Source organism: Actinopolymorpha pittospori (assembly GCF_014873875.1).
Lineage (GTDB): Bacteria > Actinomycetota > Actinomycetes > Propionibacteriales > Actinopolymorphaceae > Actinopolymorpha > Actinopolymorpha pittospori.
In genome coordinates, this window is record NZ_JADBEM010000001.1 from 9,689,872 (window position 1) to 9,703,671 (window position 13,800).

Below are 13,800 nucleotides of genomic sequence, written 5' to 3' on the forward strand. Positions count from 1 at the left end.
AATCGTCCGATTCGCCGCCGAGGTGACGGATCGCGGCGTGCGGGCTCGCTGGGACGTTCGGGAAGCTTGGTCAGCGGCTCGCGGGCCGAGCGGTCAGGACCAGGCCCCTGCCGTCCGGGCCGTCCAGCCGGAGCCGGTCCGCCTCCACCGTCGCGGTGACCCGGCCGCTTCGCAGGACCGCGAAGACCGCGTCCTCGGTGCGGCCTGCGTCACCCTCGCATCCCCTCTGCGTGGCCATGATCGGTCCGAACTCGATCTGGTCCCCGGTGGGGGTCGCCGGGCCGCTGAACCTGTTGCAGCCGGAGAAGCCTCGTACCTGTCCGGAGGTGAAGACGACCTGAACGCGGGCGAAGTGCGGACCGGTCGAGGCGACGTCCCCCTCCACCAGGGTGGGTTGCCACCGCGTCCCTTCCAGGCGCCGGTCCGGATCAGCGACCTCCCGGTCGAGCAGCACGACGCGCGCCTTCTCACCCGACAGGATCAGCTGGTCGTCCGCGACCCGCCACGACGGTCCCGCCTCGATGAGGTCGGCCAGCCAGCGGTCCTGCGCGTGCCGCTTCGGGTCGCAACCGAGGTCCGTCACCGCCAGCTGACCGGCGTCGATCCGGCCATCGTCGAGGGAGGCCGGCCCCTGCATCAGGGAGCAGCCGGCGGAGAGGAGGAGCCGACCGTCGGAGGCGAACTCCAGCCGGATGCGCGTACCCGGCACGAGCGGTCGCGGCCGCTCGTCCTCCGTCACCTCCGTGGACAGGTAGGTCCGGCCGCGCGGCTCGCCGCCGGCCGCGCCGACGGTGGTGCCGGACCGGTCACCGCAGCCGGGCAGGGTGAGGGCAAAGAGCGCCAGGGTGAGCGTCGCGGCGAAGCGTCCGGGTCCCATGTCGAAAGGACGGCTCCGACCCTCCCTCGGTTGTCCGCGCCCTCACTCCGGTCGTCGGCGGTCGGCCGCAGGCGACAACGCCGAGACAACCCGCACACCGTGCGTCGGTCAGGACAGCTGGCGCAGCAGCGCGTCGCAGAAGGCCGGCAGGTCGTCGGGAGTGCGTGAGGTGATGAGGTTGTCGTCCTCGACGACGTCCTTGTCGACCCAGGTGGCACCGGCGTTGCGCAGGTCGGTCCGGATCGAGTGGTACGACGTCACCGTCCGGTCGCGCACGATGTCGGCCTCGGCCAGCACCCAGCCGGCGTGGCAGATGGCGGCGACCGGCTTGCCCGCCTCGAACGCCTCCCGCGTCAGGGCGACGAGCCTGTCGTCGGTGCGCACCTTGTCCGGGGAGTATCCGCCCGGGACGACGACGGCGTCGAAGTCGGCGGCGGTGACGTCCGCGGATCCTTTCTCGACGGTGATCTTGGCGCCCTTCTTGCCGGTCAGCTCCCGGCCGGCGCGCATGCCGACGACGACCGCCTCGTGTCCTGCGTCACGTACGACGTCGTAGGGCACCTGGAACTCGGAGTCCTCGAAGATCTGGTCGACGAGGAACGCGACCTTGGCCATCAGTCCATTCCTTCCGTGCTCGCTTCGCCGGGCCGGCCGGCGAGTCGTGTCGGACCGATGCCCGGAATCTCCTACCCCTCCGAGTCTTCCTCACGCGGGTGGCCGTGTCGCGTCGCCGCGAGGCCTGGGCGAGCCGATTGTGACGCATCAGACACGGACCCGTGCTCGCCGACGGCTCGTCCACGGGCCGGTGTCGGCGGTGGGAGGCCAGGTCAGAGCAGCCCGCGCCGCCGCAGCAGGCCCACGCTGACCGCGCCGGCCGGGAGCAGCAACCACAGGGTGACCAGCCGGAACAGCGCCACAGCGGGCAGGGCGACGGTGAAGCTGACACCGGTCGCGGTCAACGCAGCGACCAGCGCCGCGTCGACCGATCCCAGGCCGCCGGGTACCGGAACGGCGTTCCCGGCCGTGCTTCCGAGCAACAGGACGGCCGCCACGGTGACGATGCCGAGCTGCCCACCGAACGCGTGCACCGAAGCCCACAGGGCGGTGATGAGACCGGCCGAGATGAGCACGGCACCCGCGATGCTCTGCGCGGCGCGCAGCGGGTGCGAGGCCATCGTCCGCAGCGAGCGCGTGAGCTCGGCCAGCATGGCCCGGGCGCGCGCTTCCAGCAGAGCCGACCGGCGGATGATGACGACCGCGACGAGCACCAGCACCGCGAGACCACCGAGGACGTACGGCGCGAAGCGCATGGTGTCGCCGCCGAGGAGGTCGAGGTCGGCGTTGGCCACGAACGCCACCGGCGGCAACAGCACCAGTGCCAAGAGAACCTGGACGCTCTGGGCGACCGAGACCGTGCCGACCGATGCCGTGTTGCCGACACCGACGCGGCGGAGGTACTGCACGTTGACGGCCGCGGCACCGACCGCCGCGGGCGACACGATCCGGACCAGCGATCCCGCCAACTGCGCGGCGAAGGTCGGCCGGAACCGCAACCGGACCGGGCTCGCACCCATGAGGTTCCAGCTGTTGCCCGCGAGCGTGACGATGACGCCGAGGACGGCGACACTGGCCCAGCCGAGCTCGAGCTGGGAGCGCCAGAGCCCCAGGTCGATCTCGTGGCGGTTCTGGTAGGTGAGCCAGCCGACGAAGCCGGCGACGGCGACCAGCAGCAGAACGTGCCGGCGACGCCACGACAACCGGACGTCGGAGCCCGCGGTGGGAGCGGTCGCGACCGCGGCACCACCACGGGTCGTCGGGGCCTCCCGTGTCGCGGACGCGGCGGACGCGGCGGATGGGACGGACACGGCGGAGCGAGGCCGCGCCCCCGCGTCGGCGTCACGCAGGGTTCCGCGGGCCTTCGTGGGCGCCGGGGCAAGACTGGTCACCGGTCACCTCCTACCAAAACGGTGCGCATGTCAATCGTCGAACTGGCTGTGAGTGGTTCCGAAGGGGCGCTCGACCGGGACGTCGCGCGCGACGGACTGGTCCTGAGGTCGGTCCCCGGTTGGGTCACCCGCGTGGCTTCGCGACCCGCGCGGTCGGTGCGGCGGCGGATGGCGGCCCGGACCACCTTCGCGAGGAGTACGCCGACCACACCGACGATGACGGCGTAGCCGACCAACCCGAGCGATCCGCGTACCTGCGCGATCTGGCTTCCGGCGAGGGCGCCCGCGCCGGCGTACACCACCGACCAGCAGACGCCGGCGATCCCGCACCAGCGCAGGAAACGAGCGTACGGGTAGCGGGTGGATCCGGCGACGACGGGCAGGAGTGCGTGCACAACGGGCACGAAGCGTGCCGCCACGATCGCTCGCGGCCCCCAGCGCACCAGCGTCTCACCGGCCGACTCCCAGCGCTGCTCGCCGAGTCGCCGGCCGAGCCGACTGGTGCGGAGTCGGGTGCCGTACCGGCTGCCGAGCAGGTAACCGATGGACTCACCGACGAGCGCGCCGACGACGCCGGCCAGGACCAGGCCGACGAACCGGCCGGGTGTCGTCACGGTGGTGGCGGCCACCAGCAACACCAGGTCGCCCGGGACGAGCAGCCCGAGGAGCAGGGAGGTCTCGAGTACCACCGCGAGGAACGTGAGTCCGAGGACCAGGGCCGGGGGGAGGCCGGTCAGCATCTCGTGCAACTGGGTCAACGTGCCGGCGAGCGGCATGTTCTCCCCCTTCGTCGATCGCGATTCGTCATGTCCCCCGGCGCCGTCGTACGAGTCGGCTCGCCCGGGTAGTTCCAGGCTGCCGGTCGGCGCGCTGCCCTCACATCGGGGAACGACCGCCCCCGACCCTGGACGGGTACTCAGGGTCGGCCAGGGTTTCTACCCGGGCGGCATGAGTGGACGGAGGCGATCGAGCTTGTGACCACGTCGTCGATCCTGCCCGCGCAGGCCTCCCTTGCGCGTCGGCCGATCGTCGAGAGCACCCTGCTACCTAAGTAGGGCGGGAGGGCACGTCTACCTCACCTTCGGAACGATGGGCCGGCACCCATGGCGTACGCCGCCGCGACGAGGCCGGCCGTCGGCGCGGTGATCAGCGCCGACCACGCGCCGCGTCGACCACCCGTCCGCGCTGACCACCCGTCCGCGCGGACCGCGCGGTATGCGAGGGATGCGGCGGGTGGCCCGGCCGGCCCGGGGTCGAAGCCCTGGACCGGGCCCGTTGGGCGCGCCTCGGGAAAGGCTCCCTTGCGAGGCGCTCTACCGTTGAGGTGATGCCCAGGCCCGCTTCCGAACCTTCGACGCTCCCCGAGACGCTGCGCGGCTTCGACGACGACGCCCTCGCGGAGCTCTTCCGTGCCCGGCCGGATCTCGTCACCCCGCTTCCTTCCGACATCGCCCAGCTCGCCTCCCGTTCGACGACTCGCAGCTCCGTCGCCCGCATCCTCGAGCGTCTCGACCGGGTGGGCCTCGCGACGATGGAGGCGCTCGTCGTCCTCCCGCGACCTGTCTCCGTCACCGCCGTCCGCGCCCTCCTCGGCCTGTCGGACGCGCGTCTGCGCGGCGTACTCGCCGAACTCCGCGCACTCGCGCTGGTGTGGGGACCGAGGAGCGCGCTGGAGTTCCCGGTCGTACTCGCCGACCTGCTGGCTCCCTATCCCGGCGGCCTCGGACCACCCGCCGACGACCCGGCGCTGGCCGACGAACGACAGGTGGCGAAACTGCTCGACGACGCCGGACCGGACAGCCGCGCCGTCGCCGAACGCCTCGCGGCCGGCTCACCGGTCGGCATCGTGTCGGACGCCGACCGCTCCGTCACCGTGGAGTCGGCACGCACCCCGGTCGAACGTCTGCGGGCCCGCGGCCTGCTCACCGCGGTGGATCCCCGCACCGTGCTGTTGCCCCGCGAGGTCGGCCTGCACCTCCGCGGCGGCCGCCTCTACCCAGGTGACGACCTGAACCCGCCGGCCCTCGAGGGCACCTCCCGTGACCCCGCGATGATCGACCGGGCCGCGGCGGGTACGACGCTGGAGACCGTACGGCGGATCGAGCAGCTTCTGGACGCGTGGGGAGCCGACCCACCGCCGGTGCTGCGGGCCGGCGGACTCGGCGTGCGCGACCTGCGCCGGATCGCCGGCGCGCTCGAGATCGACGAGCCGAACGCCGCGCTCCTGCTGGAGACGGCGTTCTCCGCCGGACTGGTCGCCGTCGGCGAAGACGACAGCTGGCTACCGACACCGGCCTACGACGCCTGGCTCGCCCTCGACACCGCGCATCGCTGGGCCCGGGTCGCCACCGCCTGGCTGAACTCCCCCCGGGTGCCGGCCCTGGTCGGCAGCCGGGACGAACGCGAACGGCTGCGGCCGGCGTTGTCGGCGGAGATCGAACGCTCGGCCGCGCCCGGCGTCCGCCGGCTGGTCCTGAGCGCGCTCGCCGAAGCCGAACCCGGCACGGCGCCGAGTACCGAGGCGGTGGCCGCCTGGGTGCGGTGGCGGCGCCCCCGCCGGGTCACCGCGTTCGTCGAGCAACTCCTCACCTGGACGCAGACCGAGGCGGCGACCCTGGGCCTGACCGGACTCGGCGCGCTCGCCGCCCAGGGCCGGGCCCTGCTCGACGGGGAGGAGCCCGCGGCCGACGTCCTCGCACCGCTGCTGCCCGAACCCGTCGACCACGTCCTCCTGCAGGCCGACCTGACCGCCGTCGCGCCCGGACCGTTGCGTCCCGAACTCGCCCGCGCACTCGCCGGGATGGCCGACGCCGAGTCACACGGCGGCGCGACGGTCTACCGGTTCAGCGCCTCCTCGGTACGCCGCGCCCTGGACGCCGGGCGGACCGCCGCCGAACTGCACGACCTCCTCGCCCGACACTCCGCCACGCCCGTACCCCAGCCGCTCTCCTACCTCGTCGACGACGTGGCCCGCCGGCACGGCCACCTGCGGGCCGGAGCGGCGACCGCCTACCTGCGCTGCGACGACGAGGCCGCGCTCGACGCACTACTCGCCGACCGGCGTACGGCAGCCCTCGGCCTGCGCCGGCTCGCACCGACCGTGGTGCTCTCCCGCCAGCCGCTGCGTACCCTCGTCGACGAACTCCGCGCGCTCGGGTTCTCGCCGGTCCCGGAGACGCCCGACGGTGCGCTCATGTTGACCGAGACCCGGGTGGGTCGGACCGCCGAGATCCCGCAACGCGCCACCGTCACCGGTCCCCGGGCCCCCGAGCCCGACGTGTTGGCCGCCGCGGTGCGGGCGGTCCGGGCCGGCGACCGTGCCCGGGCGAGCCGGCCCGCCGGGGTTACTGTCGGACAGTTGCGGCGGACACCCTCCGGTGAGGCGGTCGACGTGCTGCGCGCCGCGTTGGCAGGTGGCTGGTCGGTGTGGATGGGGTATGTAGACCAGCAGGGTGGTGCCCGTGACCGCATCGTCGACCCGGTACGGATCGACGGTGGCTGGCTCACGGCGTACGACCACGCGGCGGGGGAGGCTCGTACCTTCGCCCTGCACCGCATCACCGGTGCGGCGCCTGTCGACTAGGTAGGGTGCCGCACGAGGGCTCTGGTGGACGACCGAGGGGGCGGACCCACGCATGGCCGGAAGAACGGCATTTCCCAAGCCAGGCCGACGCCGATTCTGGCGTTCACTCACACTCGTCACATCGATCGCCACACTCGGCTTCGCGGTGTTCGCGGGCTGGCTCGGACTCTTCCCGTCCCCTCCCGACCACACGCCGGTCGCGGGACCAGCGCCGTCCGCCGGCGCTGCCGCGAACGACGCGACGGATCCGCACCGCACCGCCCCCAGACCTGGTCCGGGCCGGGCCGCCAGGAGCGATGACCGGTCGCGAAGGACCGCTCCGGCGACGTCCCCCACCTCAGCGGCAAAGCCGTCTACCGTCACCATTGCCCGGCGTGGCTCCGGCAAACTCGCCCTGGCACCGGGCGGGACCAAGCCGTTCGGGACCGGTCCCCTGGTCCGCTACAGCGTCGAGGTCGAGGACTCCCTGCCATGGACGCCCGCCGAGGTCGCGAAGATCGTCGACGGGACACTGGCCGACCCGCGCAGCTGGGCCGCCGCCGGCCGGGCGAGGTTCGAACGCGTCGCGAGCGAGGACGCCGACCTGCGCATCATCATCGCGTCCCCGGCGCTGACCGACGACCTGTGCGAACCCCTCGACACCGGTGGCGAGCTGTCGTGTCGGATGGGCGGCCACGTGGCGATCAACGCCGAACGCTGGGCCTTCGGTGCGGACGCGTTCCACGGTGACGTCGCCAACTACCGGCACTACGTCGTCAACCACGAGGTCGGACACTCACTCGGCAAGGGTCACGCCCAGTGTCCGGCAGCCGGGCGGCAGGCCCCGGTGATGATGCAGCAGACCAAGGGCGTGGACGACTGTTTGCCCAACGCCTGGCCCCTCCCCTCCGAACTCTGAGGGTCAGGCCAGAACGACGGCGGGGAGCGCGGCGATACTGTCGAGGACGTACGTCGGGGCCGGCTCGAGGTCGGCAGCGGTGGCACGGTCGGTGATCCCGGTCAGCACGAGCGCCGTCGCGACGCCACCGGCCCGACCCAACTCGATGTCCGTACCCACCCGGTCCCCCACCACCAGGACCTCCTCGCGCGCACAGCCGAGCCGCTCCAGCGCCGCCGCCAGCATCAGCGGAGACGGCTTGCCCGCCACCGCCTCCACCCGCACACCGGTGGTCGCCTCCAGGGCCGCGATGATGCCGCCGCAGTCAGGTACCTCGCCGTCTTCGACAGGGCAGGTGGCGTCGGGGTTGGTGGCGACGAACCTCGCGCCGGCCCGGATCCCCCGAAACGCCTCCGACCAGGTCGCGTAGCTGAACGTCCGGTCGAACGACGCGACCACCACCTCGGCCTGGGTCCCCTCCGAGACGAGGGTCACTCCCGCGCGCACCAACTCCGAGCGCAGGCTCTCCTCGCCGAGGAGGTACACGCGGGCACCCGGGGCCTCCGCCCGGAACCACTCGGCCATCACCGCGCCGGAGGTGAGCACGTCGCTCGGCTCGGTCGGGATGCCGAGCCCGGAAAGGCGCTCGGCGTAGGAGTCTGAGTCGCGCAACGGGTTGTTGGAGACGAACAGGACGCGGACGCCCTCTTTCCGGATCTCCGCCAGCGCCTCCACGGCGCCGGGGACAGGCCGGCCAGACAGGTAGACCGTCCCGTCCAGGTCGCAGATGACGCCGCGGAAGCCGGCGGTCGAGTTGCCGTTCATCACGGCCAAGCCTGGCACGCGTCCTCTCCGGGTCGTTCGTCAGGCGGGACGAAGCGCGAGCGCCAGCAGCCGAGCCGCGGTCACGACGCCCAGCAGCCGGGAGTCCTCGACGATCGCCACCAACGGGCTGTGCAGTCGGGCCATCAACGCCGCGAGCTCGAGCAGGGTGTCGCTCGCGTGGAGTACCGGCAGCTCGGCCGGCCGGTCCGCCAGCATGTCCGCGACGGTACGCCCGGCCAGCTCGGTCGCGATCCGGTCCGCCGCCTTCTCGTTCAGGACCCGCGCGAGCGGCGGATCGTCCTGCACGTAGTCCGGGACCACGAACCGCACCACCTGGGACGCCGGCAGCACCGCGACCGGTCGCCCTCCGTCGGCGGTCACGACCAGACCGGGCAAGTGGTACTCGCCGAGCAACCTCGCCGCCTCGAGCGCGTCGGAGCCGATGTCGACCGCCGGATGGTCCTCGACCAGGTCACGAGCGAGCATGCCGGCACGCTACCTCGCGACCGCTTGGCTCCGGCGGCTTCGGCGAGTTCCGCGTATTCGGCGTATTCGGCGTACGACGAAAGTGGTGGACACCGGTTGGCTTTCGGGTGTGGGTCAGGGCCCGCTGTCCTCCGTAGCGTCCCGGTGACGGAGGAGCCGGAGGCGCGTGGACCTGACCGGGCGCGTCCACGAACGAGGGGACACGGGGATGCGGAAGCCGCGCGCGGCGCACTGGACGGTGCCGTCGGTGATCTCGGCGGTGATGCTGACGGGCGTACTTCTGGTGACCGTGGCCGCACCGCCCGGGCCGAGCGGGCCGGTCGGGCCCAACCGGCCCGACGGCGGGCCGAGCTCGTCGGGTCCGGTGGCGATGACCGACCGGGGGCTCGTCCGGGGTACGTCGCGCGAGGGATACCAGACCTTCCAGGGGATCCCGTACGCCGCGCCACCGGTGGGCGAACGACGCTGGACCGCACCGCGACCCGCGCCCGCGTGGCGCGGGATCCGGGACGGAACCACCCCGGGCAGCCCGTGCCCGCAGGGTCCGAGTGGCGAGATCACCTGCGGCAGCGTGGAGGAGGACTGCCTGTTCGTGAACGTCACGACACCCGCGGCCGGCAGCAGTCCGCGCCCCCGGCCGGTCATGGTTTGGCTGCACGGTGGCGGCTACTCCGACGGCGCCGCCAGCAGCTACGACGCGCACCGGCTGGCCGTTCAGGGCGACGTCGTGGTGGTCACGGTCAACTACCGGCTCGGGATCTTCGGGTTCCTCGCCCATCCCGGCCTCGCGGGGTCGGGGACGTTCGCCCTGCTGGACCAGCAGGCGGCGCTGCGCTGGGTACGCCGCAACGCCGCCTTCTTCGGCGGGGATCCGCGCAACGTCACGCTGTTCGGGGAGTCCGCGGGTGCCAGCAGCACCTGCGCACAGCTCGTGTCCCCGTCGGCGGCCGGGCTCTTCGACCGGGCGATCCTGGAGAGCGGGCCGTGCACGGTCGACGAACACATGGAATACGCCGCCGCACCGGTTCCGCTGGCGCGGGCGGAGCAGACCGGCGTCGAACTCGCCACCCAGGCCGGCTGTGAGGAGGACCCGGGCGCGGCGCCGGTCGGGCCGGCGAGAGTGCTCGACTGCCTGCGTCGGCTGCCGGCTCGAGCCCTCCTGGACCTGCGTCATCCGGACAGCCCTTCCTCCCCACCGACGTTCCGTCCGGCGTACGGCACTCCGCTCCTCCCGCGCAGCCCGGAGGCCGCCCTGCGATCCGGCCGGTTCCTTCGGGTGCCGCTCCTCGCGGGCGTGAACCGGGACGAGGGCCGCTACTACGCCTGGCTCCAGGAACTCGAGAGCCCCATGTCCATCGAGCGGTTCCGGGGCCTGCTCGCGAGCACCTTCGGAGCCGCCGCCGAACGGATCGCCGCGCGCTACCCAGTGGCGGAGCACGGCACGCCGGTGCTGGCCTGGGGCGCCGTCGTCACCGACCACTACTTCGCCTGCCCGGCGCTGAGCACGCAACAGCTGGTGGGACGACGGGAACGGGTGTTCGGGTATGAGTTCGCGGACCGGAACGCGCCGAACCTCGGCGTGGGGGCGCCGCCGGAGTTCCCGCTGGGCGCGTATCACTCGGCTGAGCTGTCGTACCTTTTCGACTTCGGTCCGTCGCAGCTCACGCGCGCGCAACGTCGACTCTCAGACACGATGATCGGCTACTGGACGGCGTTCGCGCGTCGCGGTGACCCCAACGGCCCGGGGCGGCCCCGGTGGTCGGCGTCCGGTCCGGACGGCTCGCTGGTGCAGCGGCTCGCGCCGGGGAACGGTGGGGTGCGCCCGGTCGACCTGGCCGTCGAGCACCAGTGCGACTTCTGGGCAACCATCCCCACCACCCCTTCCCCGTGATCGTGATCATGAAGACGGATGGTGCGCCTCATGACCATCCGTCCTCATGATTCGGCCAGATGCTCGGGCAGCGCTGCCCGGTCAGCGGACGGCGGCGAACGCGGCGTCGGCCAGACCGCGCCAGATCAGCCCGACCTCACCGAAGCCCGCGGCCCGCAGGAACTCCAGGTGGGTGGTAGAGACCGGGACCGAGTCACCGTGGGACTCGGCGTAGATGGTGTCGCGCTCGGCCACCGCGTCGGCGAGTTCGGGGGCGCGTCGCGCCGCGTCCCACCATGCCGACCAGGAGAGCACCTCACCCGCGGCGTACTCCGCCTCCCGCCGGACCTTCCGCAGCTCCTCCAGCCGACGGGTCAGCTCCGGCAGCCCGGGGTCGGCCATGTGGTCGGCGTTGCAGAAGACCCCACCCGGCCGCAGGACACTCGCGATCTCGCCGTACAGCACCCGGATCCGTTCCGCCGGAAGCCAGTGCAAGGCGGTTGCCGTGAGTACGGCGTCGAACTCGCCGGTCACCGCGTCCGTCCACCCCGGCGTGCCCAGATCCGCGCGGACGATCTGGACCCGCTCGTCGCCCTCCAGGCTGCCGCCCGCGATCCGCAGCAGGGCCGGATCGAGGTCGAGGCCCACGCTGCTGGCGTCCGGCAGCCGGTCGAGCAGCCGGCGAGTGATCGACGCCGTCCCGCACGCGAGGTCGAGCACCCGCGGCTTGGGACCGCAAACCGCCTCGACCACGTCGAGCAGCGCGGCGAACCGCTCCTCCCGGTCGGGCATGAACGCCTCCTGCTGCCTGTCCCACAGCACCTGCCACTGACCCCAGTCCATCGACATCTCCCTACGTAAGGTTCACTTCGGACAAGTGGTAGTTACACCGTAGAGTGCGTCCAGTAAGGTGCACAAGTGGACTTTCTCCGTTACGCCGAGCGGGCAGCGGATCTTGTGAACGTCCCCCTCGAGGACGAGGACGACCTCCGCTCCCACCTTGCCGACCGGCCCTGGCTCGCCGACCGGATCACCAGCTCCGACGTGCGTGCCCTGCGCCGCCTGCAGCGCGACCTGCGGCCGGTCTTCCTCGCGGATCCCGCGCCCGACGCCGGAGGCGACGGGCCGGGAGCAGCCGCGACGGAGGCGATCGTCGAACGCCTCAACACCCTGCTCGCCCGCCACCCGGTCTCCCCGTTCATCTCCGGTCACGGCGAGGCGGGACTCCACCTCCACGTCGCCGAACGCGAGTCCTCCGTCGCCGAAACCCTCGCCGCGGAAGGGCTGATGGGCATGGCGATCGTGGTGTGCGATCTGGGGCCCGACCGGTTCGGCAGCTGCCAGGCGGCGAAGTGCGCCAACGTCTTCGTCGACACCTCGCCCAACCGCTCCAGGCGCTACTGTTCGGACCGCTGCTCCTCACGGGCCAACGTCGCGGCGTTCCGGGCCCGCCGAAAGGCCGCGGCCCCGGCATGACCGGAGGTGGACGCATCGTGTCGGACGGTCACAGAGGGTCGCCACCCCTGGACGGACCACCCGCCAGCCTGGCCACTTGGGCGGCGGAACACCTGCGACTTGCCTACGGTTGGACACTGGAGTGAATCCCCCGATGCTTCACACGGAGATCCTGTGAACGACGGCCCCCTGATCGTCCAGTCCGACAAGACCCTCCTCCTCGAGGTGGGACACGCCGCGGCCGACGAGGCGCGGAAGGCGATCGCGCCCTTCGCCGAACTCGAACGCGCGCCGGAGCACGTCCACACCTACCGGCTCACCCCCCTCGGCCTCTGGAACGCCCGGGCCGCCGGCCACGACGCCGAGCAGGTCATCGACACCCTGCTGCGATTCAGCCGGTACGCGGTTCCGCACGCGCTCCTCGTCGACGTCGCGGACACGATGGCCCGCTACGGCCGGCTCCGGCTGGAGCAGCACCCGACACACGGGCTGGTCCTGGTGACGACCGACCGCCCGGTCCTGGAGGAGGTGCTGCGCAGTTCGAGTTCGAAGCTGAAGCCGATGCTCGGCACGCGGCTCGACCCCGACACCGTGGCGGTGCACCCCTCCGAACGCGGTCACGTCAAGCAGGCCTTGCTCAAGCTCGGCTGGCCGGCCGAGGACACCGCCGGATACGTCGACGGCGAGGCACACGCGATCGACCTGCTGGAGGACGACTGGTCGCTGCGCCCCTACCAGCAGCAGGCCGCGGAGGCCTTCTGGCACGGGGGCTCCGGCGTCGTCGTACTCCCCTGTGGCGCCGGCAAGACGCTGGTCGGTGCCGCCGCGATGGCGCACGCGAAGGCCACCACGCTGATCCTCGTCACCAACACCGTCTCCGCCCGGCAGTGGAAGGACGAACTCGTCAAGCGGACCTCGTTGACCGAGGACGAGATCGGTGAGTACTCCGGTGCGCGCAAGGAGATCCGTCCGGTCACCATCGCGACGTACCAGGTGATGACCTCGCGCCGTAAGGGCGCCTACACCCACCTCGAACTCTTCGGCGCCCGCGACTGGGGCCTCGTGCTCTACGACGAGGTGCACCTGCTGCCCGCACCGATCTTCCGGATGACCGCCGATCTGCAGGCCAGGCGCAGGCTCGGGTTGACAGCGACGCTGGTCCGCGAGGACGGCCGCGAGGGCGACGTGTTCTCCCTGATCGGACCGAAGCGGTACGACGCGCCGTGGAAGGACATCGAGGCCCAGGGCTGGATCGCCCCCGCGGACTGCGTGGAGGTGCGGGTCACCCTCACCGACAGCGAACGCATCACCTACGCCACCGCCGAGACCGACGAGCGCTACCGCCTCGCCTGCACGACCGACACCAAGGCCCGCGTCGTCGAACGCCTCGCCGAACAGCACCGCGGCGAGCCCACCCTGGTCATCGGTCAGTACATCGACCAGTTGGACGACCTCGCGGCCCGCCTGGACGCGCCCATCATCAAGGGCGAGACGACCGTCCGCGAACGCCAGCGGCTGTTCGAGGCGTTCCGCTCCGGTGAGATCAACCTGCTGGTGGTGTCGAAGGTCGCCAACTTCTCGATCGACCTGCCCGAGGCGGCGGTGGCGATCCAGGTGTCCGGCACCTTCGGGTCCCGCCAGGAGGAGGCACAGCGTCTGGGCCGACTGCTCCGTCCCAAGCACGACGGCCGGGCGGCTCGGTTCTACGCCGTCGTGTCACGGGACACGGTCGACCAGGACTTCGCCGCGCACCGTCAGCGCTTCCTCGCCGAGCAGGGCTACGCCTACCGCATCGTCGACGCCGACGACGTGCTGTCCGGCGAACTCCCGAGCTGACCCCGACCCGCACGGCGACCGGACGCCGACCCGCGCCGGCCCCGA

General features: G+C 72.2%; 12 protein-coding genes. 5 read left to right on the forward strand and 7 right to left on the reverse strand.

All coding sequences use genetic code 11. The annotated features are described in order from the left end of the window. Nucleotides 1-70 precede the first annotated feature (70 nt). The 4 genes from HEB94_RS44765 to HEB94_RS44780 form a co-directional block, all read right to left on the reverse strand. Nucleotides 71-877: an META domain-containing protein gene (locus HEB94_RS44765; RefSeq protein ID WP_192755462.1), complete on the reverse strand. Its 807-nt coding sequence runs from the start codon at nucleotides 875-877 to the stop codon at nucleotides 71-73. Nucleotides 878-985: 108 nt separating this feature from the next. Then, nucleotides 986-1,492: a type 1 glutamine amidotransferase domain-containing protein gene (locus tag HEB94_RS44770; RefSeq protein ID WP_238361788.1), complete on the reverse strand. Its 507-nt coding sequence runs from the start codon at nucleotides 1,490-1,492 to the stop codon at nucleotides 986-988. Nucleotides 1,493-1,704: 212 nt separating this feature from the next. Continuing rightward, nucleotides 1,705-2,823, reverse strand: coding sequence for a lysylphosphatidylglycerol synthase domain-containing protein (locus HEB94_RS44775; RefSeq protein ID WP_192755463.1), 1,119 nt, complete (start codon nucleotides 2,821-2,823; stop codon nucleotides 1,705-1,707). Continuing rightward, on the reverse strand, nucleotides 2,820-3,599 hold the full coding sequence (locus tag HEB94_RS44780; RefSeq protein WP_192755464.1) for a DedA family protein: 780 nt from the start codon (nucleotides 3,597-3,599) through the stop codon (nucleotides 2,820-2,822). The genes HEB94_RS44775 and HEB94_RS44780 overlap by 4 nt, the downstream gene beginning before the upstream one ends. A 551-nt stretch (nucleotides 3,600-4,150) precedes the next feature. Here HEB94_RS44780 and HEB94_RS44785 point away from each other — a divergent pair. Together HEB94_RS44785 and HEB94_RS44790 are read left to right on the forward strand one after the other, a co-directional pair. Then, a complete protein-coding gene (locus HEB94_RS44785) occupies nucleotides 4,151-6,406 on the forward strand; it encodes a helicase C-terminal domain-containing protein (RefSeq protein WP_192755465.1) in 2,256 nt (751 codons plus the stop codon). Nucleotides 6,407-6,458: 52 nt separating this feature from the next. Beyond that, nucleotides 6,459-7,304 carry a DUF3152 domain-containing protein gene (locus tag HEB94_RS44790; protein ID WP_192755466.1) on the forward strand — a complete coding sequence of 282 codons (846 nt, stop codon included), beginning with the start codon at nucleotides 6,459-6,461 and terminating at the stop codon, nucleotides 7,302-7,304. A 3-nt stretch (nucleotides 7,305-7,307) separates the two neighbouring features. On the opposite strand, the gene HEB94_RS44795 is transcribed toward HEB94_RS44790, so the two are convergent. Together HEB94_RS44795 and HEB94_RS44800 are read right to left on the reverse strand one after the other, a co-directional pair. Further along, nucleotides 7,308-8,108: an HAD-IIA family hydrolase gene (locus HEB94_RS44795; protein ID WP_192755467.1), complete on the reverse strand. Its 801-nt coding sequence runs from the start codon at nucleotides 8,106-8,108 to the stop codon at nucleotides 7,308-7,310. 39 nt (nucleotides 8,109-8,147) lie between these two features. Further along, entirely contained in the window at nucleotides 8,148-8,594 is a 447-nt protein-coding gene (locus HEB94_RS44800; protein WP_192755468.1) for a CBS domain-containing protein, read from the reverse strand. Nucleotides 8,595-8,802: 208 nt separating this feature from the next. On the opposite strand from HEB94_RS44800, the gene HEB94_RS44805 reads away from it, so the two are divergent. After that, a complete protein-coding gene (locus HEB94_RS44805) occupies nucleotides 8,803-10,485 on the forward strand; it encodes a carboxylesterase/lipase family protein (protein ID WP_192755469.1) in 1,683 nt (560 codons plus the stop codon). An 81-nt stretch (nucleotides 10,486-10,566) separates the two neighbouring features. Here HEB94_RS44805 and HEB94_RS44810 read toward each other — a convergent pair whose 3' ends face one another. After that, nucleotides 10,567-11,307: a class I SAM-dependent methyltransferase gene (locus HEB94_RS44810; protein WP_192755470.1), complete on the reverse strand. Its 741-nt coding sequence runs from the start codon at nucleotides 11,305-11,307 to the stop codon at nucleotides 10,567-10,569. 75 nt (nucleotides 11,308-11,382) lie between these two features. On the opposite strand from HEB94_RS44810, the gene HEB94_RS54005 reads away from it, so the two are divergent. Both HEB94_RS54005 and HEB94_RS44820 read left to right on the forward strand, forming a co-directional pair. After that, nucleotides 11,383-11,940 carry a CGNR zinc finger domain-containing protein gene (locus HEB94_RS54005; protein WP_337918418.1) on the forward strand — a complete coding sequence of 186 codons (558 nt, stop codon included), beginning with the start codon at nucleotides 11,383-11,385 and terminating at the stop codon, nucleotides 11,938-11,940. 153 nt (nucleotides 11,941-12,093) lie between these two features. Then, entirely contained in the window at nucleotides 12,094-13,755 is a 1,662-nt protein-coding gene (locus tag HEB94_RS44820) for a DNA repair helicase XPB (RefSeq protein WP_192755471.1), read from the forward strand. Nucleotides 13,756-13,800 lie beyond the last annotated feature (45 nt).